At 66.2% G+C, this 24,335-nt stretch carries 18 protein-coding genes; 10 read left to right on the forward strand and 8 right to left on the reverse strand.

Features of this window, described 5'->3' with window-relative positions; translation table 11 throughout:
- Nucleotides 1-203 precede the first annotated feature (203 nt).
- The 7 genes from malT to BLS61_RS11945 all read left to right on the forward strand — a co-directional run bounded on the left by malT (nt 204) and on the right by BLS61_RS11945 (nt 9,783).
- Entirely contained in the window at nt 204-2,948 is a 2,745-nt protein-coding gene (gene malT / locus BLS61_RS11915) for an HTH-type transcriptional regulator MalT (protein WP_090431077.1), read from the forward strand.
- Between the two features lie 261 nt (nt 2,949-3,209).
- The gene (locus BLS61_RS11920) at nt 3,210-4,838 is read left to right on the forward strand and encodes an alpha-glucosidase (protein WP_090431081.1); all 1,629 of its coding nucleotides are present in this window, start codon (nt 3,210-3,212) and stop codon (nt 4,836-4,838) included.
- Nucleotides 4,839-5,196: 358 nt separating this feature from the next.
- On the forward strand, nt 5,197-6,312 hold the full coding sequence (gene malK, locus BLS61_RS11925; protein WP_090431083.1) for a maltose/maltodextrin ABC transporter ATP-binding protein MalK: 1,116 nt from the start codon (nt 5,197-5,199) through the stop codon (nt 6,310-6,312).
- A 128-nt stretch (nt 6,313-6,440) separates the two neighbouring features.
- Nucleotides 6,441-7,352: an alpha/beta fold hydrolase gene (locus BLS61_RS11930; protein ID WP_090431085.1), complete on the forward strand. Its 912-nt coding sequence runs from the start codon at nt 6,441-6,443 to the stop codon at nt 7,350-7,352.
- Nucleotides 7,349-8,752: a hypothetical protein gene (locus tag BLS61_RS11935; RefSeq protein ID WP_090431087.1), complete on the forward strand. Its 1,404-nt coding sequence runs from the start codon at nt 7,349-7,351 to the stop codon at nt 8,750-8,752. Before BLS61_RS11930 ends, BLS61_RS11935 begins: the two co-directional genes overlap by 4 nt.
- A 166-nt stretch (nt 8,753-8,918) precedes the next feature.
- Nucleotides 8,919-9,344: a YciI family protein gene (locus tag BLS61_RS11940; RefSeq protein ID WP_090431089.1), complete on the forward strand. Its 426-nt coding sequence runs from the start codon at nt 8,919-8,921 to the stop codon at nt 9,342-9,344.
- Nucleotides 9,345-9,357: 13 nt separating this feature from the next.
- Nucleotides 9,358-9,783: a VOC family protein gene (locus BLS61_RS11945; protein WP_090431091.1), complete on the forward strand. Its 426-nt coding sequence runs from the start codon at nt 9,358-9,360 to the stop codon at nt 9,781-9,783.
- A gap of 137 nt (nt 9,784-9,920) precedes the next feature.
- Here the strand turns inward: BLS61_RS11945 and ggpS are convergent, their stop codons facing one another.
- The 5 genes from ggpS to phhA form a co-directional block, all read right to left on the reverse strand.
- A complete protein-coding gene (ggpS, locus tag BLS61_RS11950; RefSeq protein WP_090431093.1) occupies nt 9,921-12,176 on the reverse strand; it encodes a glucosylglycerol-phosphate synthase in 2,256 nt (751 codons plus the stop codon).
- Between the two features lie 90 nt (nt 12,177-12,266).
- Nucleotides 12,267-13,529 carry an MFS transporter gene (locus BLS61_RS11955; protein ID WP_090431095.1) on the reverse strand — a complete coding sequence of 421 codons (1,263 nt, stop codon included), beginning with the start codon at nt 13,527-13,529 and terminating at the stop codon, nt 12,267-12,269.
- A gap of 378 nt (nt 13,530-13,907) precedes the next feature.
- Nucleotides 13,908-15,104: an amino acid aminotransferase gene (locus tag BLS61_RS11960; protein ID WP_090431097.1), complete on the reverse strand. Its 1,197-nt coding sequence runs from the start codon at nt 15,102-15,104 to the stop codon at nt 13,908-13,910.
- Entirely contained in the window at nt 15,101-15,454 is a 354-nt protein-coding gene (locus tag BLS61_RS11965; protein ID WP_003241907.1) for a 4a-hydroxytetrahydrobiopterin dehydratase, read from the reverse strand. Before BLS61_RS11965 ends, BLS61_RS11960 begins: the two co-directional genes overlap by 4 nt.
- Nucleotides 15,455-15,668: 214 nt before the next feature.
- Nucleotides 15,669-16,454 (reverse strand): phenylalanine 4-monooxygenase, encoded by a 786-nt coding sequence (phhA, locus tag BLS61_RS11970; RefSeq protein ID WP_090431099.1) that lies wholly within the window; start codon nt 16,452-16,454, stop codon nt 15,669-15,671.
- Between the two features lie 253 nt (nt 16,455-16,707).
- Between phhA and BLS61_RS11975 the strand changes: the two genes are divergently transcribed.
- Nucleotides 16,708-18,261: a sigma-54-dependent transcriptional regulator gene (locus tag BLS61_RS11975; protein WP_090431101.1), complete on the forward strand. Its 1,554-nt coding sequence runs from the start codon at nt 16,708-16,710 to the stop codon at nt 18,259-18,261.
- Between the two features lie 267 nt (nt 18,262-18,528).
- Here the strand turns inward: BLS61_RS11975 and BLS61_RS11980 are convergent, their stop codons facing one another.
- The 3 genes from BLS61_RS11980 to BLS61_RS11990 all read right to left on the reverse strand — a co-directional run bounded on the left by BLS61_RS11980 (nt 18,529) and on the right by BLS61_RS11990 (nt 21,721).
- Complete coding sequence (locus tag BLS61_RS11980; protein ID WP_090431103.1) at nt 18,529-19,089, reverse strand: nucleoside deaminase; 561 nt, start codon at nt 19,087-19,089, stop codon at nt 18,529-18,531.
- A 291-nt stretch (nt 19,090-19,380) separates the two neighbouring features.
- Entirely contained in the window at nt 19,381-20,316 is a 936-nt protein-coding gene (locus BLS61_RS11985) for a hydroxymethylglutaryl-CoA lyase (RefSeq protein ID WP_090431105.1), read from the reverse strand.
- 202 nt (nt 20,317-20,518) lie between these two features.
- Entirely contained in the window at nt 20,519-21,721 is a 1,203-nt protein-coding gene (locus BLS61_RS11990) for a CaiB/BaiF CoA transferase family protein (RefSeq protein ID WP_090431107.1), read from the reverse strand.
- Nucleotides 21,722-21,888: 167 nt separating this feature from the next.
- On the opposite strand from BLS61_RS11990, the gene BLS61_RS11995 reads away from it, so the two are divergent.
- On the forward strand, nt 21,889-22,809 hold the full coding sequence (locus BLS61_RS11995; protein ID WP_090431108.1) for a LysR family transcriptional regulator: 921 nt from the start codon (nt 21,889-21,891) through the stop codon (nt 22,807-22,809).
- Nucleotides 22,810-22,927: 118 nt separating this feature from the next.
- On the forward strand, nt 22,928-23,947 hold the full coding sequence (locus tag BLS61_RS12000) for a TRAP transporter substrate-binding protein (RefSeq protein WP_090431110.1): 1,020 nt from the start codon (nt 22,928-22,930) through the stop codon (nt 23,945-23,947).
- The last annotated feature ends 388 nt before the right edge of the window (nt 23,948-24,335 follow it).

Raw genomic sequence — 24,335 nt, forward strand, 5'->3', positions numbered from 1 at the left:
GGCGGCCGACACCCTACGGACGGGGTAGGGCGGGTGAAACCCGCCGCTGCCGATCTGGCGGGTTGCACCCGCCCTACGTTCGTGCGCATCGATCTACCTTCGTTGGTGCACATGGCATACCGAGGTGGGCGGTGAAACCCGCCACCCGATACCGATGTAAGATTCGCCAAAACCCGGACAACGATAAAAAACGGGAGAGGATCATGACCACAGCGGCCCGCCCGCCACTGCCCCTGATACCGGCCAAGCTGGCCGCGCCGTCCATTCATCCCGGCCTGCTGCCACGGCCGCGCTTCGACGAGTGGCTGCAGCGTCTGCCCCAGGTGCGCCTGGCCGTGCTGCAGGCGCCCAGCGGCTTCGGCAAGACCGTGCTGGCCAGCCAGTGGGCCGCGGCCTTCGCCGGCGCCGTGGCCTGGCTCAATCTCGATGGCAACGACAACAGCCCGCGGCAGTTCGGCCGCTACCTGCTCAATGCCCTGCATCGCCAGCTCGAGGGCGGTTGTCCGCAGTGCGTCAATCGCGCCGAGCAGGGCGACGACGGCCTCGACGGTCTGCTCACCCGCCTGCTCGCCGAACTGCCGGCCGAGCACCCGCCGCTGTTGCTGGTGCTCGACGAGTTCGAGGCGCTGCGCAACCGCGAGGTGATCGCCGCGCTGCGCTTCTTCCTGCGCAACACGCCGCCCTGGCTGACCCTGCTGGTGTGCAGCCGCGGCCTGCCGGACCTGGGCGTGGCCGAGCTGCGGGTCAAGCGTCAGCTGCTGGCGCTGGACGCCAGCCACCTGGCCTTCGAGCTGGACGAGGTGCAGGCGCTGCTCGAACTGGGCCTGCCGATCGCCATCAACCGCGAGCAGGTCGAGCGCCTCAACCGGCGCATCGGCGGCTGGCCCTGCGCGCTGCAGCTGACCCTGCAGGAGGTGCAGACCGGGCGCGGCATGGACCTGTTTCTCGAGGCGCTGCAACTCGGTCATCCCTACGTGCGCGACTATTTCCGCGAGCAGGTGCTCTACGGCCTGGACGGCGCTACCCAGGATTTTCTGCAGTCCACCTGTCTGCTCGAGCGCTTCAGCGCGCCGCTGGCCGACCGCCTCACCGATAGCTGCAACGGCCGCGAGATGCTGGAAAACCTCGAGCGCAGCGGCCTGTTCATCCAGGCGGTGGACCCGCTGCGTCAGTGGTTCGCCTACCACCCGCTGTTCGCCAGCTTCCTGCGCAACGAGCTGTCCACCCATCATCCGCAGCGCATGGGCGAACTGCACCTGCGCGCCGCCGAGGCGCTGCTCGAGGAGAAGATGGCCGAGGAGGCCGCCCGCCATGCGCTGCTGGCGCATGATCCGCAGCGAGTGGCGCAGATTCTCGAAACCCACGGCCGTCACTTCTATCGCCAGGGGCGTCTGGAGCTGCTGCAGCGCTGCCTGGCCGTGCTGCCGGAGAGCCGTGTGGCCGAGTCGCCGCTGTTCACCCTGCTGCAGGCCTGGGCCTCGCAGAACCAGTACCAGAGCGATCAGGTCGAGCGCTGGCTGCAGGCCGGCGAGGCGGTGCAGCGCGAGCAGTTCAGTGCCGAGCAGTGGCAGCGCATCGAGGCCGAATACCAGGCCGTGCGCGCCCAGGTGGCGATCAACCAGGGCGACCAGCAGCGTGCCATGGCCTTTGCCCGCCAGGCGCTGGCGCTCGAGCCGCTGACCATGCGCACCTCTCGGGTGGCGGCGCTGTCGGTGCTGGCCGAGTCGCACTTCGTCCAGGGCGAACTGGCCAAGGCTCAGCAGCAACACGAGGAAAACGTGCGCCGCGCGCAGCAGATCAACGCCTCGCACCCGGTGCTGTGGAGCCTCGGCCAGCTGTCGGAGATCGCCGTCGCCCAGGGCCACCTGCAGAAGGCCTACAACCTGCAGGAGCGGGCACTGCAGTACATCGAGCAGGAGAAGTTGCCGGTCACCCCGATCATGGAATTCATCCACCGCGTGCGCGGCCAGGTGCTGCTCGAATGGCACCACCTCGATGCGGCGGAGCAATGCGCCCTGCAGGGGCTGGAGATACTCGATACGGTGGGCGACCACTGGTTCCTGCAGTGCTACGTGCTGCTCGCCCGCGTCGCCCATGCGCGCGGCCAGCAGAGCCAGTGCGCCGACTACATCGGCCGGCTCAAGACGCTGCTGGCCGGCGACGACTACCACATCGACTGGCAGGCCAACGCCCACGCGGTGATGCTCACCTACTGGGACTCGACCCAGGACAAGGACAGCATCCGCCAGTGGCTTGCCACCGCGCCGCCGCTCAAGCCGGGGGCCAACCACTTCGCCCAGGGCAACGCGCGCAACCATGTGCGCGCCTACCTGGCGCTGAACCAGGGCGACCGCGCGCTGCCGATCCTGCGTCAGCTGCAGCTCGATGCCGAGCGCCACCAGCTGGTGATGGACCAGAATCGCAACCATATCCTCCAGGCGCTGGCCTACTGGCAGCGCGAGGAACGCCAGAGCAGCCTCGACCATCTGCACCAGGCGCTGACCCTGGCCAGCGGTACCGGCGCCATCGGCAGCTTCCTGCGCCTGGGCAAGCCGCTGATCGCCATGCTCAAGGCGCTGCAGCACGAGCGTCGCCTCGACGAGCTGGAGCACCAGCGCGCCGAGCGCCTGATCCAGCTGGCCCAGCAGCAGCGCGACTTCAGCCGGGCGATCCGCATCACCCTGGACGAGGCGGTGATTCAGGACATCATCAACCGTCCCGACGTACCCGAACTGATCCGCCATTCGCCGCTGACCCGGCGCGAATGGCAGGTGCTCAGCCTGATTCACGCCGGGCTGTCCAACGAGCAGATCTCCGAACACCTCAACGTCGCCCCGACCACCATCAAGACGCACATCCGCAGCCTCTACCAGAAGCTCGCCATCACCCAGCGCAGCGAAGCGGTGCAGCTGGCGCGCAGCCTGTTGAGCAAGATCCAGGGCGAGTAGGGGGATACCCAACCGTAGGGGGCGCCGTGCGCACCGCTGCGGGGTCGGGTGTCTGACGAATATGTTGATGCCTCGATAGGTGCGGGTTGGTGCGCACAGCGCACCCTACGGCCCGGCTTCGCGCGCACGATCTCCACCCCCAAAACTCCTCCCCATACCCGCCACCAGCTACGCCGTCGAAAACCCCGCCGGGGAGGATGTGACGCCTTGCCCCCTTGCCTAGAGTGGAGCTGTCATCACGAACAACAAAAGGCTTGCTGTATGGCTGTTATTCGCAAGGACTGGTGGCGCGGCGGCGTCATCTACCAGGTCTACCCACGCAGTTTTCTCGACAGCAACGACGACGGCATCGGAGATCTGCCCGGCGTAATCGCCAAGCTCGACTACATCGCCAGCCTCAACGTCGACGCCATCTGGCTGTCGCCGTTCTTCACCTCGCCGATGAAGGATTTCGGCTACGACGTTTCCGACTACCGCGGCGTCGACCCGATCTTCGGCACCCTCGACGATTTCCGCACGCTGGTCGCGGCCGCCCACGAGCGCGGCCTGCGCATCATCATCGACCAGGTGCTCAACCACTGCTCCGACCAGCATCCCTGGTTCGCCGAGAGCCGTACCAGCCGCAGCAACGACAAGGCCGACTGGTTCGTCTGGGCCGACCCCAACCCGGACGGCACGCCGCCGAACAACTGGCTGTCGGTATTCGGCGGTTCGGCCTGGACCTGGGAGGGCCGGCGCAAGCAGTACTACCTGCACAACTTCCTGGCCAGCCAGCCGGACCTCAACTTCCACTGCGAGGCGGTGCAGCAGCAGTTGCTCGACGACATGGAGTTCTGGCTGCAGCTGGGCGTCGACGGCTTTCGCCTGGACGCTGCCAACTTCTACTTCCACGACCAGGCGCTGCGCAACAACCCGCCGAACCTGGACATCCGCGAGGGCGGCATCGGCGTGCGCGTCGACAACCCCTACGCCTACCAGCGCCACCTCTACGACAAGACCCAGCCGCAGAACCTCGACTTCCTGCGCCGCCTGCGTGCGCTGCTGGAGCGCTACCCCGGCACCGCCACGGTGGCGGAGATCGGCTGTGACGATTCGCTGCGCACCATGGCCGCCTACACCAGCGGCGGCGATACCCTGCACATGGCCTATTCCTTCGACCTGCTCACCGCGCAGTGCAGCCCGGCCTACATCCGCAGCACCATCGAAGCCATCGAGGGCGAGCTCGGCGACGGCTGGCCCTGCTGGTCGGTAGGCAACCACGACGTGGTGCGGGTGATGAGCCGCTGGGCCCACGAGGGCGACGCCACCCCGGAGCGCGGCCGTCTGCTGATGTCGCTGCTGCTGTCGCTGCGCGGCAGCGTCTGCCTGTACCAAGGCGAGGAGCTCGGCCTGCCCGAGGCGGAACTGGCCTTCGAGGATCTGGTCGACCCCTACGGCATCACCTTCTGGCCCGAGTTCAAGGGGCGCGACGGCTGCCGCACGCCGATGCCCTGGGTACGCGACGGCGTTCATGCCGGTTTCTCCAGCCAGCAACCCTGGCTGCCGCTGGACGAACGCCACCGCGCCCTGGCCGTGGACGTGCAGGAGGACGACAGCGCCTCGATGCTCAACAGCTATCGGCGCTTTCTCGCCTGGCGCCGGGAGCAGCCGCTGCTGATCGACGGCGATATCCAGGTGCGCTACCACGACGACGACCTGCTGGTGTTCGAACGGCGTCTGGGCGAGCAGGCCTGGCTGTGCCTGTTCAACCTGGGCGACCGCGAGCGCCGCTACGACCTGCCGCTGATGGTCGAGCCGCTGGAGGGCGTGCCGTCCAGCACGGCCGAGTTCCTCGGCAGTTGGGTACACTTGCCGGCCCATGGGTTCGGCTTCGCCCGGCTGCTGGGCTAGTGCCGCGACATGCATGAAGTGTTGGTTGATCGCGGTCTTACCCAGCTACTGCGATCCCCCGTAGGGTGGGTTAGCCGCATACCGCCATTAACCGGCATCAGCGCATGAGTGACGCGGCGTAACCCGCCATCGGCGCAACGCGGTCAATCGCTTGGTGGGTTACGCGGCGCGCCACCCTGGGAGTGTCCGAGCGTTCGGCGGTTGGCGCCGCTAACCCACCCTACAGCGATCGACATCTCATGGTTGTCGCGACACTAGGCCCCTTGCGTTTGCAGGAGCCTGTCCGGCTCCTGCAGGTTCTTAAGCTTTCCGGCCGGGCCGAATCCATCGGTTCCCGGCCCCGTTCGAGAGGCATCCCATGGCCAGCGTTACCCTGCGCAACATCTGCAAGCACTACGACGGCACCGCCATCACCCGCAACATCGACCTGGACATCGAGGACGGCGAATTCGTGGTCTTCGTCGGCCCGTCCGGCTGCGGCAAGTCCACCCTGCTGCGGCTGATCGCCGGGCTGGAGGACATCAGCTCCGGCGAGCTGCTGATCGACGGTCAGCGGGTCAACGACCTGCCGCCCAAGGATCGCTCGGTGGGCATGGTGTTCCAGTCCTACGCCCTCTACCCGCACATGACGGTGGCGGAGAACATGGCCTTCGGCCTCAAGCTGGCGAAGATCGGCAAGGCGCAGGTCCGCAGCAAGGTGGAGGAGGTCTCGCGCATCCTGCAGCTCGATGCGCTGCTCGAACGCAAGCCCAAGGACCTTTCCGGCGGCCAGCGTCAGCGTGTGGCCATCGGCCGTACCCTGGTGCGTGAGCCCAAGGTATTCCTGTTCGACGAGCCGCTGTCGAACCTCGATGCCTTCCTGCGCGTGCAGATGCGCATCGAGATCTCGCGCCTGCACCAGCGCCTGAAGTCCACCATGATCTACGTCACCCACGACCAGGTCGAAGCCATGACCATGGCCGACAAGATCGTCGTGCTCGAGGCCGGGCGCATCGCCCAGGTCGGCGCGCCGCTGGAGCTCTACCACTACCCGCGCAACCGCTTCGTCGCCGGCTTCCTCGGCTCGCCGCAGATGAACTTCCTCCAGGTACGCGCGCTCAGCGCCAGCAGCGAGGCGGTGGAGATCGAGATGCCCGGCGGCTACCGCATGCGAGTGCTGGTCGACGGCACCGGCGTCGAGCCCGGCGAGGAGTTGACCCTGGGCGTGCGCCCGGAGCACTTCGTCGCCGCCGAGCAGGCCGACTTCGCCTTCTACGGGCAGATCAGCGTGGCCGAGCGCCTGGGCGACCACAACCTGATCTACCTGAGCCTGGAAGGGGTGGAGCACATCATCACCCTGCGCAGCGATGGTGACCGCCGCGTGGCAGTGGGCGAAACCTTCGCCGCGGGCCTGATGGCCAACAAGTGCCACCTGTTCCGCGCCGATGGCCAGGCCTGCCCGCGGCATTACCGCGAGCCGGCGATCTACGGCTGATCACGGCGCCGTGTGGCTGCCCGAGGCATCGTTGGCGGCTGCCTCTACGCTGGCCTGCCAAAATAGGTGGCACTTCGACGATACGCCGGACCTCGAAAGAGACAGGTTCATGTCTCATCGGAGTCCTTATGCCTCATCTGCCATCACGCACCTGGATCCGCGCCCTGGTCGGTATCGCCGTCGCGCTCGGCACCTTCGAAGCCACGCGTCGCTATCGGCAACTGGCGAGCGCGCCGGCGCTGAGCGACACCAGTCGCGCCCTGGGCATCGACGGTCATCATGTTCAGGCCGGCCCCTGGCGGCTATTCACCCGCAGTGTCGGCGCTGCCGATGCACCGGTGGTGGTGCTGGTGCACGGGCTGGTCATTTCCAGTCGCTACATGGAGCCGCTGGCCAGGGCGCTGGCCGATAACGGCTACCGCGTGCTGGCGCCGGACCTGCCGGGCTACGGCGAGAGCGCGACGGGCACGCCACGGCGCGTGCTGAGCGTCGAGCAACTGGCCGATGTGCTCGACCTCTGGCTCAGCGCCTGCGCCATCGACAAGGCCACCTTCATCGGCAATTCCTACGGCTGCCAGATCCTCACGGCGCTGGCGGTGCGCCACCCCCAGCGGGTGGAGCGTCTGGTGCTGCAGGGACCGACCGTCGACCCGGCGGCGCGCAGCCTGTTGCCCCAGCTCTGGCGTGCCGTGCGCAATGGCCGTCGCGAACGCCAGCGCTCCAGTGCCGCCATCGGCCGCATCGATTACGCCAAGGCCGGCGTCTGGCGGGTGCTGGGCAGCATCAGGCATCTGCTGCACTACCGCATCGAGGATCATCTCGCCGCCATCGAGGCTCCATGCCTGGTCGTGCAGGGCAGCCGCGACCCGGTGGCGCCGCCGCACTGGGGCGAGGCAGTAGCCGCGCGCCTGCCCAAGGGGCGCCTGCGCCTCGTCGAGGGCGCGACCCACACCATGAACTACGTGCATCCGCACAGCTTCGCGCAGCTCATCGACGATTTTCTGCGCGAGGGTCGCGACGCCTCGGAGGTGGTCCGATGAGCCAGCCACCGCAGGGCATCGCCCGTTTCGATTCGGCAGCCGGCATGGTCCAGGCCCTTGCGCTGGCGCTACGCGGGCGCCCGTACACCAGCCCGAGCGAGTCGCCGTTGCTCGACAGCCTGATGCCGGCCATCAACCGCCTGCCGTGCAAGCTGCGCGAGCAGGTCTATGCCTTTGGCGGTATGACCGAAGGCATCGGCCCGTCACAGGTCGCGCGGGTGGACGTCGAGGCGATCGCCGAGTGGATGGCCGGCCTGTATCCGCAGCGGCGCTATCCGGCGGCCTTCATCGGGTCGTCCAACGGCGCGCTGATGCACCTGGCGGCGGCCATGGGCGTGCCCTGGCTGCCGCAGACCTTTCTCTGCCCGGTGCGCGCGCTGGGCAACGACCCGGACGATGCCCGCCGCGCGCTGGAGCAGGGCCTGCCGATCGTCCACGCCTTGCTCGGCGCGGATGCGCGCATCGCCGTGCACCATATGCACGATCCCAATCAGGATCGGCTGATGCTGCAGCACATGGCCTACTACCGCCTCAAGTATCGGCGCCTGCCACTGGCCTACCGCGAGTTTCTCCTGCGCAGCCTGGCGCCGGGGGCGACGCTCTACGTCAGCGCCTGCAATCGCCAGTGGCCGGTCACACGCACCTCCTCGCGCTCGGTGTTCCAGTTCGGCGCCACTGGTGGGGCGAGTGAGAGCGAATACTTCGAAGGCTCGCCGCGGGTGCGCCAGTACCTGTCACGCTACGGTATCGCCCGGCCGCGCTGGGATCCGCCACCTGCCGACGACATGGCACCCGAGGCCGAGTGGGGCTTCGACCCGGCGCTGCTGGACGACCTGCAGGAGCTGGCAGAGGCGCGGCAATGGCGGCTGATCCGCATCGACCATGCCGAGCCCGAATCGCTCAGCGCGCTGACGGCCGACACCTACGCCGACTGGTACGCCGAGCAGGGCGAACCCTCGCGTCGCCTGCTGGTGGACAGCTTTCTGCTCAGCGATCCGCTGACTACCCTGCGCCTGCGGGCGATCCCTTACTGGTCGCTGTTCGGCGTCGAGCCTTCGGCACGCCTGCTGGAGCAGTATCTGCAGCGGCATCCGGGTTTCGAGGAGATCGACATGCTGCTGTTCTCCCACGGTACCGAAGGCGTCGGTCTGGCCCCCATCGAGCGTTGGCAGCAGTTGCTCGGCTGGGCGCGGGTAGAGGGGCGGCTGGTCGGTGTGGACCCTTCGCGCTATCCCCGCGATTTCGCCACCTTTACCCGGTTCGCCGAGGACCTTGCGCGCCTGGGACCGAGGTGGGACCTGCCTGAGCCGATGTCGATCGCCTTCTTCGAGGAAGCACTGCAACGCCACGGCGCGAACGCCGATGTCGCGCTCAGTCGTCTGCAGGATGGTCTTGGTTGAAGCGCTTTGCGTCTGGCAATGGCTAGCGCTTTTCTCGAAAAAAGTTTCCCCGCGCTGTCGATTCGTCCATCGCCCGTTCGACTAGTCTTCAGAACCCCTGCCATGGGTTCAGTGTCAGCCGTAGGGAGACCCCTGCGCTATTTCGACTCGAACAAGGAGAAAGGCGATGCGTTTCATGGTGATGGTCAAGGCGACTGCAGATTCCGAAGCCGGTGTGATGCCCAGCGAGGAGCTGCTGGCGGCCATGGGCCGCTACAACGAGGAACTGGTGGAGGCCGGGGTGATGCTCGCCGGCGAGGGCCTGCAGCCCAGCAGCAAGGGTGCACGGGTACGGTTCTCCGGCAGCCAGCGCACGGTGATCGACGGCCCGTTCATGGAAACCAAGGAGCTGGTCGCCGGTTTCTGGATCTTCCAGGTGGCCTCGCTCGAGGAATGCATCGAGTGGGTCAAGCGCTGTCCCAACCCCATGCCCGGCGACTCCGATATCGAAATTCGCCAGATCTTCGAAGCCGAGGATTTCGGCGCCGAGTTCACCCCCGAGTTGCGCGAGCAGGAAGAACGCATTCGCGCGCGCATCAGCAGTGAAAACTAAGGAGAGTGTTGCGATGAAGATTCATGCCTATCTGATGTTCGATGGCCAGTGCGAGGAAGCCTTCAACCGCTATGCGGAAATTTTTGGCGGGCAGCTGGAGCTGATGCGCTACGCCGATAGCCCGGAGGAGGTGCCGATTGCGGACGAGTACAAGCAGCGCGTCATGCATGTGTGCCTGACGGTCGGCGACCAGCTGCTGATGGCGTCCGACAGCGCTCCCGAATGCGGGCCGCCCCATGAGGGCATCAAGGGTTGCTCGATCTCCCTGCAGGTGGACAACGTACCGGAGGCTGAGCGTCTGTACGAGGCGCTGTCGGAAGGCGGGTCGGTGCAGATGGAGCTGCAGGCCACCTTCTGGGCGACCCGCTTCGCCATGCTCACCGACCGCTTCGGCGTGCCGTGGATGATCAACTGCACGGTGGACAGCCAGATGGGCTGAGCCGCGTAGTGCCAGGGCGCATGCCTGCCTGGGTGCGCACGGCGCACCCTACCGCTTGGAGTACGCGGTGCGTACCGCGTAGCCCGGATGCAATCCGGGGGCTTTGCCTGGTTACGAAAGCAATTCTGGCGGCGAATCTAGCCCGCCAGCTCCAGCACCTCATCGTCCTGTGCCGGCTCGACGCCGGCCAGGAAGTCCTCGCCCCAGCGGCGAATATCGTTGAAGCAGACGATATCGAACAGCTCGCGCAGACGCGCCTTGGCCTCGCTCGCCGGCATGTTCAGCGCCAGGTAGCAGGTCTGCGCCAGGTCGGCGGGGTCGTGCGGGTTGGTCAGCAACGCACCCTTGAGTTCGGCAGCGGTGCCGGCGAATTCCGATAGCACCAGCACACCGCGTCCGCCGAGCAGACCTTGCGCGGCGACGAACTCCTTGGCCACCAGGTTGAGGCCGTCGCGCAGCGGGGTGATCCACATCACGTCGGCCATGGCATACCAGGCGCTGACTTCCTCGAACGGCAGGCTGCGGAAGAAGAACTGCAGTGGCGTCCAGCCAATACGGGCGAAACGGCCGTTGATGCGGCCCACGGCCTGCTCGATCTGCGTCTGCAGCTCGTCGTAGATGGTCATCTCGCGGGCCGCGGGCACGCACACGCTGACCAGGGTGACCTTGCCGATCAGCTCGGGGTTGTCGTCGAGCAGGCGCTCGTAAGCGTTTAGCTTTTCCAGAATGCCTTTGGTGTAGTCGAGGCGTTCCACCGAGAGAATCAGCTTCACGCCCTGCATCTCCTCGCGCAGCTGTGCCATCAATTCCTTGATCTTCGGCGCCTCCAGGGCGCTGCGTACGCGGTCGATATCCAGCCCGACCGGGTGCGCGCCGAGCCTGACCCGGCGGCTGCCGGTATCCAGCTCGGTGGTCATGCGCTCCAGGCCTACGGCGCAGCCGTAGGTGATGAAGCGCGGCGCGCAGCTCTGTCTTTCCAGCGCCTTGAGCGGGAATACACCACGGGCGACGTCGACGAAGTTCTCCACCTGGCGCGGGATGTGGAAGCCGATGTAGTCGCATTGCAGCAGGCTGCCGACGATCTGCCGGCGCCAGGGCAGCACGTTGAACAGGTCGGCCGAGGGGAAGTAGGTGTGGTGGAAGAAGGCGATGCGCAGGTCCGGGCGCAGCTCGCGCAGGTAGGCCGGCACCATCCACAGGTTGTAGTCGTGCAGCCAGACGATGGCGCCCTCGGCGGCCTCCAGCGCGGTGCGCTCGGCGAAGGCGCGGTTGACCTTGAGGTACACCTGCCAGTCGTCCTCGTTGAAGGTGGCGCGCTCCCAGAAGGTGTGCAGGGTCGGCCAGAAGGCCTCCTTGGAGAAGCGCTTGTAGAAGATGTCCACTTCGTCCTTGCTCAGCTTGACCCGCGCGGCGGTGAGCTTGGGGTAGCGCTCGGCGTCCACCGTGGTGTGGCTGTCGAACGGCTCGTCACCCTCGTGCACCGCCCAGGCTACCCAGGAGCCCTTGCGCCCGTCTCCAAAGAAGCTCAGCAGGGTGGGGATGATGCCGTTGGGCGAGGTGGGTCGGCGGCGCTGCAGCTTGCCGGCGGCGTTGCGGTATTCCTCATAGGGCAGACGGTGGTAGACCATCACCAGTTCGGCCTTGCCCGGCTGCGCGGCCTGGCGGCGTTCGGCAGCGATGCCATGCTCGCCGAGAAAACCGAAATGAGCGAAGGCTTCGAGAATCCCGCCACAGCCTGGGCGGCTGGCGTGCAGGGTACGCGAGTGGTTGGCGGTGGCCTCCAGCAGCGCGCTTTCCGACTGGCCGACGCAGACGCCGTGGAAGCTGGCACTGAGCATGGACAGGTCATTGAGCGTATCGCCGGCCGCCAGCACCTGGGCGTGGTCGAGCTCCAGCCAGTCGGCCAGGGCCTGCAGGCTGCTGCCCTTGTTCACGCCTTTGGGCAAAAAATCCAGGTACAGCTCGGCCGAGTAGAGCAGGTCGCAGCCCAGCTCATCGGCGACCTTGCGCAGCTGTGGGTTGGCCGCTTGTTCGGGCGTGCAGAAGTAGGAGCAGCGCCGCGCCTGCGGCACGTCCTGGCGCTCCAGGCCAAACGGCTCGATGGCGCTGGCCACCTGGGTTTCCCCGGGCCAGCGGGCATCGACCACGCTTTGCAGCGGCTGGATCGGCTGCAGGCTGTCGCCATGCACCAGGGTCGCGCCGACGTCGGCGATGATGAAATCCGGCTGCGGCAGCGTCGGGTCGGCCAGCAGCGGCAGCACCGCCTCCAGGCTACGCCCGGTAACGTAGGCGAGCTTGATCTCGGGGTGGGCGGCGATGGTCTGATAGAGGCTCAGGCGGTCTTCGGGATCGCCGGCGAGAAAGGTTCCATCCAGGTCGGTGGCAAGTAGCATCGTTGTTTCTCCAGAAGTGGCGCCGGGCGCCGGTGTTCTGGCTGCTTGGGATAGGCTCGGGGCCTTGCCGAAGCAGCCGGCGGTGCATCCTCAGGATGCGTGAGTCGGGCTTTCCTCCGTGTCGCAAGGTTCGGGGGGCGGGGCGTCGGGCATCAGCTCCAGCACGGTGGGGCTGGTGCGCAGCATGGGCACGAAGTGTGCGGCGTCGCCACTGACCAGGTCGCTGACGTGGCGCAGGCGGTAGAAGGTGTAGGCCGCCAGCAAACCAAGGGTGCAGGCGAAGTACAGCGGCAGCGCGCTGGCGCCCAGATGTTCCATCAGCATGCCGGCCAGTAGCGGCCCGCACACCGAGCCGATACCGTTGACCATCAGCAGGCTGGCGGAGCCGGAAAGGATCTCGTCGGCGTGCAGCTGGTCGATCAGTTGCGCCACGGCGATGGGGTAGATGGCGAAGGCCAGGCCGCCCCAGATGAAGATGGCGCCGAGCAGCAGCGGGCCGGCGGGCAGCAGGCTCATGATCAGCGCCAGGGCGACCGCCAGTATCACCACCCAGAGCAGTACCTGGCGCCGGTCGTGACGATCCGAATAGATACCGATGGGCCATTGCAGCAGGGCGCCGCCGAGAATGGTGGCGGTCATCAGCAGGCCGACGCCAGGCGTATCGAAGCCGGCCAGGCTGGCATAGACCGGCGCCATGCCCCAGAAACCGCCCATCGCCAGGCCGGACAGGCCCGCGGCGATGATCGCCAGTGGTGCGATCCGCCAAAGCTGGCGCAGGTTGGTCGGCGGCGTTTCCGGCAGGCTTGGTTGTGCCTGGCGGGTGAGGGTGATGGGCATCAGCGCCGCGCTGATGAGGATGGCGGCGATGGCGAACAGGGTGAACTGTACCGGGTCGGCCAGGTGCAGCAGTTGCTGGGCCAGCGCCAGGGCGCCGAGGTTGACGGCCATGTACACGGCGAATACCTGGCCGCGTTTCTCGTTGGGCGCCTGGGCGTTGAGCCAGCTCTCGATGACCATGTACAGCGTCACCAGTCCCAGGCCGTAGAGCACGCGCAGGCACAGCCAGACCCAGGGATCGATCAGCAGCAGATGGAGCAGGGCGGCGATGGCGGCGAGCGCGGCACAGCAGGCGAACGCGCGAATGTGCCCGATGCGTCTGACCAGCGGTGTCGCCAGCCAGGTACCGAGGAGGAACCCGACGAAGTACCCGGACATGATCAGGCCGAGCATCGTGGTGGAGTAGCCTTCGGCGACGCCACGCAGGGTCAGGAGGGTATTGAGCAGCCCATTGCCGAGCAGGAGAAGTGCCACTCCGCTCAGCAGCGAGCTGATGGGGGCAATCAGGGACCACATGGCGATCTACCCTAGGCCAGTACGCCCATGGGTGCAAGCAGGGAACGGGCCAGGTGGTCTTTGGCTGGTTTGTAACTGTTTGAAATTTAAGCAGAAATAAAAAATGCGAAAAAATATGCAGCGCATCTCGCCGCTTGTTGCACCGCCACGGGGCAACGCCAGCCGTCCGTTGGATCAGGTAGGGTGCACCGCGCGCACCGAAAATGTCGATCAGCAGCCGGTGCCAGGGCAGCACTGGTGCGCATGGCGCACCGACAATGGTAGGCGGCAGCCGGTACCAAGGCAGCATTGGTGCGCATGGCGCACCCTACGCCGTCAGGACCTATCCGCGCGTGGGGCGATACGACGTAGGGTGCGCCGCGCGCACCGAAAATCGAGCTAGCCGCAAACTCGCGCGATGGCGGCAGCCAGCTGCTCCAGGCGGGTGGCGTCCAACCCGGCGACGTTGGCGCGGCCACTGCCGACCATGTACACGCTGAATTCCTCACGCAGGCGCTGCACCTGCACGGGCGTCAGGCCGGTGTAGGAGAACATGCCGCGCTGCTCGGCGATATGCGCGAAACGCTCACTCAAACCGTGCGGTGCCAGCGCCTCGACCAGGCCGCGACGCAGGCTGGCGACGCGCAGGCGCATGCTCTCCAGTTCGTCCTGCCACAGCTTCCTGAGCTCGGCGTCGCCGAGAATCTCGGCCACCACTGCGGCGCCGTGGGCCGGCGGCGTCGACCACTGGTTGCGGGCGAGGTAGGCCAGTTGGCTGCGGATGTCGACGAGCTTGTCGGCATCGCCGGCGCAGACGATCAGCGCGCCGGTGCGCTCGCGATACAGGCCGAAGTTCTTCGAGCAGGAGCTGGTGATCAGCAGCTCCGGCAGTTCGGCGGCGAACAGGCGCACCGCCCAGGCGTCCTGCTCCAGGCCGTCGCCGAAGCCCTGGTAGGCGAAGTCGATCAGCGGCAGCAGCTCGCGCGCTTTGACCACCTCGAGCACACGCTTGAAGTCGCGCGGGCTGAGGTCGAAGCCGGTGGGGTTGTGGCAGCAGGCGTGCAGCAGCACCACATCGCCCTTGGGCAGGTGGGCCAGCGCCGCGATCATCGCCTCTACGTCGAGGCGGTTGTCAGCGCCGACGTAGGGGTAGTGGCCGACCTTGAGGCCGGCCTCGGCGAAAAGCGTCTCGTGGATCGGCCAGGTCGGGGCGCTGAGCCAGATGCCGCGTCCTGGCAGACAGTGGCGGATGAAATCGCCCGCCAGACGCAATGCACCGGTACCACCCGGTGTTTGCGTTGCGCCGGCGCGCTGCTCGGTCAGCAGCGGCGAGTTGGCCCCCAGCACCAACTGGCTCAGGCGCTCGCCGAACGCCGCATCGCCATGGCCGCCGACGTAGGTCTTGGTCAGTTCGCTGTCGAGCAGGCGCTGCTCGGCCAGCTTCACTGCGTGAGGAATTGGCGTCAGGCCCTGGGCGTCCTTGTACACGCCGACGCCCAGGTCCAGCTTGGCCGCGTTGCGGTCCTGGCGATAGGCTTCCATCAGGCTCAGGATCGGGTCGCCCGGCACCCGGACGAGGCTGGCGAAATGGCTCACTTGCGACCCTCGGCGGCGGCGGCGAGCACATCGGTGCGCGCGGCCATGATGAAGTCGTTGCGGTGCAGGCCGCGCATCTCGTGGCTCCACCAGGTGACGGTGACCTTGCCCCATTCGGTGAGCAGGGCCGGGTGATGGCCGACTTCCTCGGCGATGGCGCCAACGGCGTTGGTGAAGGCCAGGGCGTGGCGGAAGTTCTTGAACAGGTAAACGCGCTCCAGCTCCATATGGTCGCCGCGCACCTCGATGTTCCAGTCCGGAATCTCGCGGATCAGTTCGGCCAGTTCTTCATCGGACACCTTCGGCGCGTCGGCGCGGCAGGCTTCGCATTGGGCTTGGGCAAGGCTCATGAGGATTCTCCTGATTGTTCGTAGCCCGGATGAAATCCGGGACCGAGTCTACGGGCGATCCCGGATTTCATCCGGGCTACTCGCTGAATAGATTTTCGTAGGGTGGAAAACCGCGAAGCGTTTTCCACCGCAATGGTCAAAGGGAAGATAGCGTGAACCACCTGCCCTCTCGCCCGACCCCTCTCCCATAAATGGGCGAGAGGGACTTGTAGGGCTACGCGGCTTTCGGCGGAAATTTCGGTGCGTGCAGGCCCATCTGCATGGCCTGGTGCACCAGCGCCATGATGTCTTCGTGGGCCAGCTCGAACAGGCGCTTGAGTTCGGGCAGAACGAAATACACCGGCTGCAGGATGTCGATGCGGTACGGCGTGCGCATCGCCTCCAGCGGGTCGAAGGCCTGGTGCTCGGGCACGTCGGACAGAGCGTAGAGGGTCTCCTTCGGCGAGGAGAGGATGCCGCCGCCGTAGATGCGCCTGCCGGCCGGGGTGTCGAGCAGGCCGAATTCGATGGTCAGCCAGTACAGCCGCGCCAGGTAGACGCGCTCTTCCTTGCTCGCCTTGAGGCCGAGCTTGCCGTAGGTGTGGGTGAATTCGGCGAACCAGGGGTTGGTCAGCAGCGGGCAGTGGCCAAAGATCTCGTGGAAGATGTCCGGTTCCTGCAGGTAGTCCAGTTCTTCCGGGGTGCGGATGAAGGTGGCCACGGGGAATTGCTTGCTGGCCAGCAGCTCGAAGAAGGTCTGGAACGGGATCAGCGCCGGCACCCGCGCCACGCGCCAGCCGGTGCTGGCCTCGAGCACGCGGTTGATCTCGCCGAGCTGGGGAATGCGCTCGTGCGGCAGGCCGAGCTGTTCGATACCGTCCAGGTATTCCTGGCAGGCGCGATTCTCGATCACCTTCAGCTGTCGGGTGATCAGGGTGTTCCACACCTGATGCTCGGCTTCGGGGTAGTGGATAAAGCCGCTGTCGTCCGGTTCCCGGGCCAGGTACTGCGTAGTCTTCATCGATGCCTCCTTGAGGGGGCTGTTGTTCTTGTCTTGGACACAGGTTTAACCCGCCTGCGCGGGCGACGGCAGGCTGGGCGGCGAGGGCTTTGGGGTGTGAAAAGGGCAAAACTGTAAAGTTTGGGTTACGCGTTTGCCTGAATCGCCAGATATCGGCTTGCTGCTCGGTCATGCTGTCACATATTCTTGACGGAAATTACGCCGCTCAGTCGATTTTCCGAGGCGGCCCATAACAAGACCAAGAGCCTGAGCCATGCGTATCAAGGTCCATTGCCAGAACCGTGTCGGCATTCTGCGTGACATCCTCAACCTGCTGGTCGACTACGGCATCAACGTCGCCCGGGGCGAAGTCGGGGGCGAGCAGGGCAACGCCATCTACCTGCATTGCCCGAATCTGATCAATCTGCAATTCCAGTCGCTGCGGCCGAAGTTCGAGGCCATTGCCGGTGTGTTCGGCGTCAAGCGTGTCGGTCTGATGCCCAGCGAGCGGCGTCACCTGGAACTCAATGCGTTGCTCGGCGCGCTGGACTTTCCGGTGCTGTCCATCGACATGGCCGGCAGTATCGTCGCGGCCAACCGCAGCGCCGCGCAGTTGCTCGGCGTGCGCGTGGACGAGGTGCCGGGCATGGCCCTGTCGCGTTATGCCGAAGATTTCGATCTGCCCGAACTGGTGCGCGCCAACAAGACGCGGATCAACGGCCTGCGGGTGAAGATCAAGGGCGACGTGTTCCTCGCCGACATTGCCCCGCTGCAGAACGAGCACGACGACAGCGAGGCACTGGCCGGCGCCGTGCTGACCCTGCACCGCGCCGATCGGGTGGGTGAGCGCATCTACCACGTGCGCAAGCAGGAACTGCGCGGCTTCGACTCGATCTTCCAGAGCTCCAAGGTCATGGCGGCGGTGGTCAGGGAGGCGCGGCGCATGGCGCCGCTGGATGCGCCGCTGCTGATCGAGGGCGAGACCGGCACCGGCAAGGAATTGCTGGCGCGCGCCTGCCACCTGGCCAGCCCGCGCGGGCAGTCGCCGTTCATGGCGCTCAATTGCGCGGGGTTGCCCGAGTCCATGGCCGAGACCGAGCTGTTCGGTTACGGCCCCGGCGCCTTCGAGGGCGCGCGTCCGGAAGGCAAGCTCGGTCTGCTGGAGCTGACTGCAGGCGGCACGCTGTTTCTCGATGGCGTCGGCGAGATGAGCCCGCGTCTGCAGGCCAAGCTGCTGCGCTTTCTGCAGGACGGCTGCTTCCGCCGCGTCGGCAGCGACGAGGAGGTGTACCTGGACGTGCGGGTGATCTGCGCCACTCAGGTCGATCTGTCCGAGCTGTGCGCCCGAGGCGAGTTTCGTCAGGATCTCTATCACCGCCTCAACGTGCTCAGCTTGCATATTCCGCCACTGCGCGAGTGCCTCGACGGGCTGGAGCCGCTGGTCGAGCACTTTCTCGACTCGGCCAGTCGGCAGATCGGTTGTGCGCTGCCGAAGCTGGCGCCGCAGGCCTTCGAGCGCATGGCCCATTACCATTGGCCGGGCAACGTGCGGCAGCTGGAGAACGTGCTGTTTCAGGCGGTTTCGCTATGCGACGGCGGCACGGTGAAGGCCGAGCACATCCGCCTGCCGGACTACGGCGCGCCGCAGCCGCTCGGCGAGTTCTCGGTGGAAGGCAGCCTTGACGACATCCTCGGCCGCTTCGAAAAGGCGGTGCTGGAGCGGCTGTACCACGACCACCCCAGCAGCCGCCAGTTGGGCAAGCGCCTCGGCGTGTCGCACACCACCATCGCCAACAAGCTGCGCCAGCATGGCCTGGGCAAGGAGTAGGGTGCGCCATGCGCACCAAGGCTTTTCTGGTGCCGGTGATGCCCGTAATTTTCGGTGCGCGCGGCGCACCCTACCTTATCGGCTCGCTGCGCAGGTGGGGGCTGCGGCGTAGGGTGCGCCATGCGCACCAAAGCTTCGCTGGTGCCGGTGATGCCCGCCATTCTCGGTGCGCACGGCGCACCCTACGGGATCGTGGCAGTATCCCAATGGTCCGGCTGAGCCCACGGCTTTGGTGCGCACGGCGCACCCTACGGATCGCGATACCTGTCAATCCGCCTTGCCGCCGCGCCAGGCGGCGATCACGCGCTCGCGCATCGCCTGCCTGTCCTGCAGGCGGTCGATCATCCGCTCGGCCAGGTCGATCCAGTAGGGATCGGCCTTGGCCTGAGCCACCGACAGTTGCGATGCGAGATTGGCCCAGGCCCGCGGCAGGCGCGGCGGCCGAGCGGCGAAGCCGCCATCTCTGTCGCGCGCCAGATAGCGCACGCGACGGATGCCAGCCAGCAGGATACGGCCGTAGCACATCAGGCAGGGCTCCAGGCTGACATAGAGCGCCAGGCCGCTGCGGTCGAGTTGCGGATACTCGGCTTCCAGCTGATCGAGCACCTGCATCTCGGCATGCGCGGCGCTGGCATAGGGCCCGGCGAACACCTGATTGCGGCTGCTGCACAGCAGTTCACCGGCCTCGTCGACCAGTACGGCGCCGACCGCGTAACAGCCTTCCTCGATTGCGAGCAGGGCCTGTTCACAACACAACCTGGCCCAGGTGTCATCGACCTGGGTGCTGGCCGGTGCCTGCTGCAGCAGGCTGAGGTGCTCGGGCTTCATACGGGCTCCTGCACGGGCTGGAAGGACATTATGGTCGCCCCTGTGGCCGCTGCTGCCGTACGACCTTGGTGCAATAGGCGCGGACACCGCACTGCGGCGACACTTCTCTCACCCGATCATCCTGCGTGATAAGGGTGCAAGCGTTTCCGCATTTCTTCCGAGGAATGCCTTGAATGGGCGGGCGACCAATTGGTCGCCCTTTTTTTCATTTTGGCGCGCTGCAGCCTGTGAGACGTGCGCACCGGTGTGGCCATATGCAGCCGCCGCTTGTGGCGGGTGCGTTCAGCGGCTTCAGAGGCCGGCGTCCTGCATCCACTTCGGCTTGGGATAGCGGCGATCCGCTTTGCCGGCCTTGAGGATGGCGCCTGGCACGTCGTGGCCGATCAGCTCGGGCAGGGTGGCAGCGGCGTCGAGCAGGGCGTCGAGGTTCACGCCGGTGTCCAGGCCCATGCGCTGGAACATGTGCACCAGGTCCTCGGTGCAGATATTGCCGCTGGCACCCGGCGCGTAGGGGCAACCGCCAAGGCCGCCGAGCGAGGCGTCGAAGCGGTCGATGCCGGCATTCAGCGCCGCCAGGGCGTTGGCCAGGCCCATGCCGCGGGTGTTGTGAAAATGCGCGGTGAACACCGCCTCGGGCCAGCGTTGCAGCGACTCGCGGCAGATGCGCTCGACCTGCGCCGGGTCGGCCATGCCGGTGGTGTCGCACAGGGTCACGCCCTGTACGCCGATCTCCAGCAATCGCTCGGTCAGCTCATGCACGCGGGCCTCGGGCACCTCGCCCTCGAAAGGGCAGCCGAAGGTGGTCGACAGCGAGGCGTTGATAAATACGCCGCTGCCGCGCGTCACCTCGATGATCTCGGCGAACTGCGCCAGGGACTGCTCCGGCGTCATGCGCAGGTTGGCCAGGCCATGGGTGTCGCTGGCTGACATCACCAGGTTGATCTCATCCACCTCGCATGACAGCGCGCGCTCGCAGCCCCTCACGTTGGGCACCAGCACGGTGTACTCCACGCCTGCCACGCGCTGGATGCTGCGCATCACTTCTTCAGCATCACGCAGATTGGGAATGGCCTTGGGCGAGGTGAAGGAGGTGACCTCGATCTTGGCCAGGCCGGTGTGGGACAGGCGATCGATCAGGGCGACCTTGTCTTCGGTGGGCACGAAGGTGGCTTCGATCTGGAAGCCGTCGCGGGTGGCGACGTCCTGGATGTAGAGGCGTTTGCTCATGGTAAATCCTCAGGATGAGCGGCAAGCGACGTAGGGTGCGCTGTGCGCACCGGCTTGTATGGGGTGGTGGACAAGCTTCGCGTTGCCCACCCTACTCGGCAGCCCTTGTAGCCCGAATGCAATCCGGGGAAATACGTCGGCTATCCCCGAATTTCATCCGGGCTACGGACTGGTGCGCACGGCGCACCCTACGCGGTAGCTGTTAGATGACGCCGCGCTCGCGCAGGCCGGCGACCTGTTCGTCGCTCAGGCCAAGCCCGGCGAGGATGTCGTCGTTGTGCTCGCCCAGTTGCGGGCCGCCGCTGCCGATGCGGCCCGGCGTGCGGCTGAGCTTGGGCAGCACGCCCGGCACCTTCAGCGGGCCGACGCTGGTCTGCACCTGCTCGATCATCTGCCGCGCCAGGTAGTGCGGGTCCTGCACGATATCGGCGGCGGTGTAGGGGTAGCCGGCCGGCACGCGTGCGCCCTTGAGCGCTTCGATCACCTCGTCGCGGCCGCGCTGGGCGGTCCACTCGGCGATGGCGCCGTCGATCAGCTCGGCATGCTGGCTGCGCCCGTCGTTCTGCGCCAGGCGCGGGTCGTTGCCCAGGTCGTCGCGGCCGATCAGGCTCATCAGGCGCTTGTAAATGCTGTCGCCATTGCCGGCGATCAGCACGTAGCTGCCGTCGTTGCAGGGGTAGGAGTTGGACGGCGTGATGCCGGGCAGGGCGCTGCCGGCCGGCTCGCGGACGTAGCCGAAGGCATCGTATTCGGGGATCAGGCTTTCCATCATGGCGAATACCGACTCGTACAGCGCCACGTCGATTTCCTGGCCTTCGCCGCTGCGCGCCCGCTCCTGAAGGGCCAGCAGCACGCCGATCACGCCGTACAGCGACGACAGCGAATCACCGATGCTGATGCCCACGCGCACCGGCGCCTGGCCGGGGTAGCCGGAAAGGTGGCGCAGGCCGCCCATGGCTTCGCCGATCACGCCGAAGCCGGGCAGGTCGCGGTAGGGGCCGGTCTGCCCGTAGCCGGAGATGCGCAGCATGATCAGGCGCGGGTTGATCGCCTTCAGCGCGTCATAACCCAGGCCCCAGCCTTCCAGCGTGCCGGGGCGGAAGTTCTCCACCAGCACGTCGGCCTCGCTCACCAGCTTGCGCACGATGTCCTGGGCTTCGGCCTGTTTCAGGTCGAGGGTCAGCGAGCGCTTGTTGCGCGACTGCACGTGCCACCAGAGCGAGGTGCCGTCCTTGATCTTGCGCCACTTGCGCAGCGGGTCGCCGACGCCCGGCGGCTCGATCTTGATCACGTCGGCGCCGAATTCGCCGAGCAGCTTGCTGGCGAAGGGACCGGCGATGAGCTGGCCCATCTCGATCACCTTGAGCCCCTGCAGGGCCATGTTGCTGGTGTTGTTTTGAGTCATGGCTGCACCCGATTTGCCTGTGCGTTTCTCGTGGTGCGCAGGATGGCGCAGCGGCGCGGTGCCGACAATTGCTCAATGGCCAAGCTAGGCTTCGCGTATCGCGAAGTGGCATGCTGTAAATCAGCCTTCTGGCAGCTTCGCTTCGCCAGGCACGAAATGGAGACTCCATGCGCCGCATCGATTTCGTCACCCTCAAGTTGTTCGTGGCCATTGCCGACGAGCGCAGCCTGACCCGCGCCGCCGAGCGCGAGCACCTGGCCCTGGCGGCAGTGAGCAAGCGCGTCAGCGACCTAGAGAACCAGCTCGGCATTGCGCTGCTCTATCGCCAGCCCAAGGGCGTCGAGCTGACCCCGGCCGGCCACGCGCTGCTGCACCATGCGCGCAACATGATGGACAACCTCGAACAGCTCAACGCCGACCTCAGCGAGTTCAGCGAAGGGGTCAAGGGCCATGTGCGCATCCACGCCAACACCTCGGCGGTGATCGAGTTTCTGCCCGAGGATCTGGCCAGCTTCAGTCGCCTGCACCCGCAGGTGAAGATCGACCTGGAAGAGCGGGTCAGCAGCGAGACTATCCGTGCGGTGCGCGAGGGGCTGACCGATATCGGCATCTTCGCCGGGCATGTGCCGGCCGAGGACCTGCAGGTGTTCACTTACCGTCACGATCAGTTGGTGCTGGTCACCCCGCGCGAGCATCCCCTGGCCGAACGCGACGGCTTATTTCTGCGCGAGGCGGTGGGCTTCGATTTCATCGGCCTGCAGCAGGACGCCTCCCTGCACAGCCTGCTGCAGCATTCGGCGCACAGCCAGGGCGTGGCCTTGCGCCTGCGCATCCAGGTGCGCAGCTTCGAGGCCATCTGCCGGATGATCCACACCGGCATGGGCGTCGGCGTGCTGCCGGATCTGGCGGTACGCACCTATCTGCCGGCGCTGGATGTGCGGGTGATCCCGCTGCATGACCCCTGGGCCAGGCGCGAACTCAAGGTGGCGGTGCGTAACCAGGACAACCTTTCGCTGACCGCGAAGCAGATGCTCGATCACCTGCGTAACAGCTCATCGGCAGAGGAGCTTTCAACGCAGCCTTCGTGAATGCCGAAGGCTCGGTTGTCCAAATGTGAATTTCAGCTTGTGCAGGGGCGCAGTAGAGTCCGGGCCAATCGAAGGGGTTTCTCCCTCGACGCTCAGACAAAAACAACAGGAGCTCTCCATGAAGTTCTCATTCATCCGCCATGGCCTGGCCGGCGTGCTCGCCGGTTGCGCACTGCTTGGCGCGCTGTCGGCACACGCAGCCGAGTCGCAGCCGACCGCCCCGATCCTGATCAAGTTCTCCCATATCACCGCCGACAGCACGCCCAAGGGCCAGGGCGCGCTGCTGTTCAAGAAGCTGGTTGAGGAGCGCCTGGCTGGTAAGGTCAAGGTCGATGTCTACGCCAACTCCTCGCTGTATGGCGATGGCAAGGAAATGGAGGCGCTGTTGCTGAACGAAGTGCAGATGCTCGCGCCGGCACCTTCCAAGCTGGAGCAGTACACCAAGCAGTTGCAGTTGTTCGACATGATGTTCCTGTTCGACGACGTGGCCGCCGCGCAGCGCTTCCAGTCCTCGGAAAAAGGCAGGGCGCTGCTCAAGTCGATGGAGAGCAAGGGCATCACCGGCCTGGCCTACTGGCTCAACGGCATGCGTCAGCTCACCGCCAACAAGCCGCTGGTCGAGCCAAGCGACGCCCGTGGGCAGAAATTCCGCGTACAGCCATCCGATCTACAGGCCGCGCAGTACAGCGCCCTGCGCGCTGTGCCGCGCAAGATGAGTTTCGCCGAGATTTATCAGGGCCTGCAGACCGGCGTGGTCAACGCCCAGGACAACCCCTGGTCGAACATCTACTCGCAGAAGTACTTCGAGGTGCAGAAGTACATGACCGAGTCCAACCATGCCATCGGCAACTACCTGCTGATCACCAACACCCGGTTCTGGAACGGCCTGCCGGCGGACATCCGCAGCGCGCTGGAGCAGATCGTCGACGAGGTGACCGTCGAGGTGAACAAGCAGGCCGAGGCGCTGAACGCCGAAGCGCGCCAGGCCATCCTCGACACCGGCAAGAGCGAGATCATCACTCTGACCCCCGAGCAGCGTGCCGCCTGGCGTGACGCCGTGCGCCCGGCCTGGCAGAAGTTCGAAGCGGAGATCGGTCCTGATGTGATCGAGGCCGCGCAGGCCGCCAACCAGCCCTGAGCACCACGACCGTCCCGGGCCCACGTACCCGGGGCGGTCTTTTACCCGCCGTCGGCCCTCGTGGTAACGCCTCCCGGGACGGTCTGCGTCCGCTAGGCAGTGACGCTCACCCTATCTGCCGTCGACTCTGCGTCTACCTCTGTGCCCGGCCTTAGTGCCGTAATGCTGTTCACTTAAGGTGGTAAACGCTTCGTTCCCCTCTCCCATTTATGGGAGAGGGGTTAGGGGAGAGGGCTGAAAACACCGCGGAACTGCCATTTCCCCTCCCCGAACGCGGCCCGCCCTAACCCTCTCCCCGGAGGGGCGAGGGGACTGATCGCGGTCCACTGTTTCTTATGTGAACAGCATTACGGCCTAGTGCCGGGTTTTTGCGTCCTGTCGACATATC

This window comes from Ectopseudomonas guguanensis, from assembly GCF_900104265.1.
GTDB classification, from domain to species: domain Bacteria; phylum Pseudomonadota; class Gammaproteobacteria; order Pseudomonadales; family Pseudomonadaceae; genus Aquipseudomonas; species Aquipseudomonas guguanensis.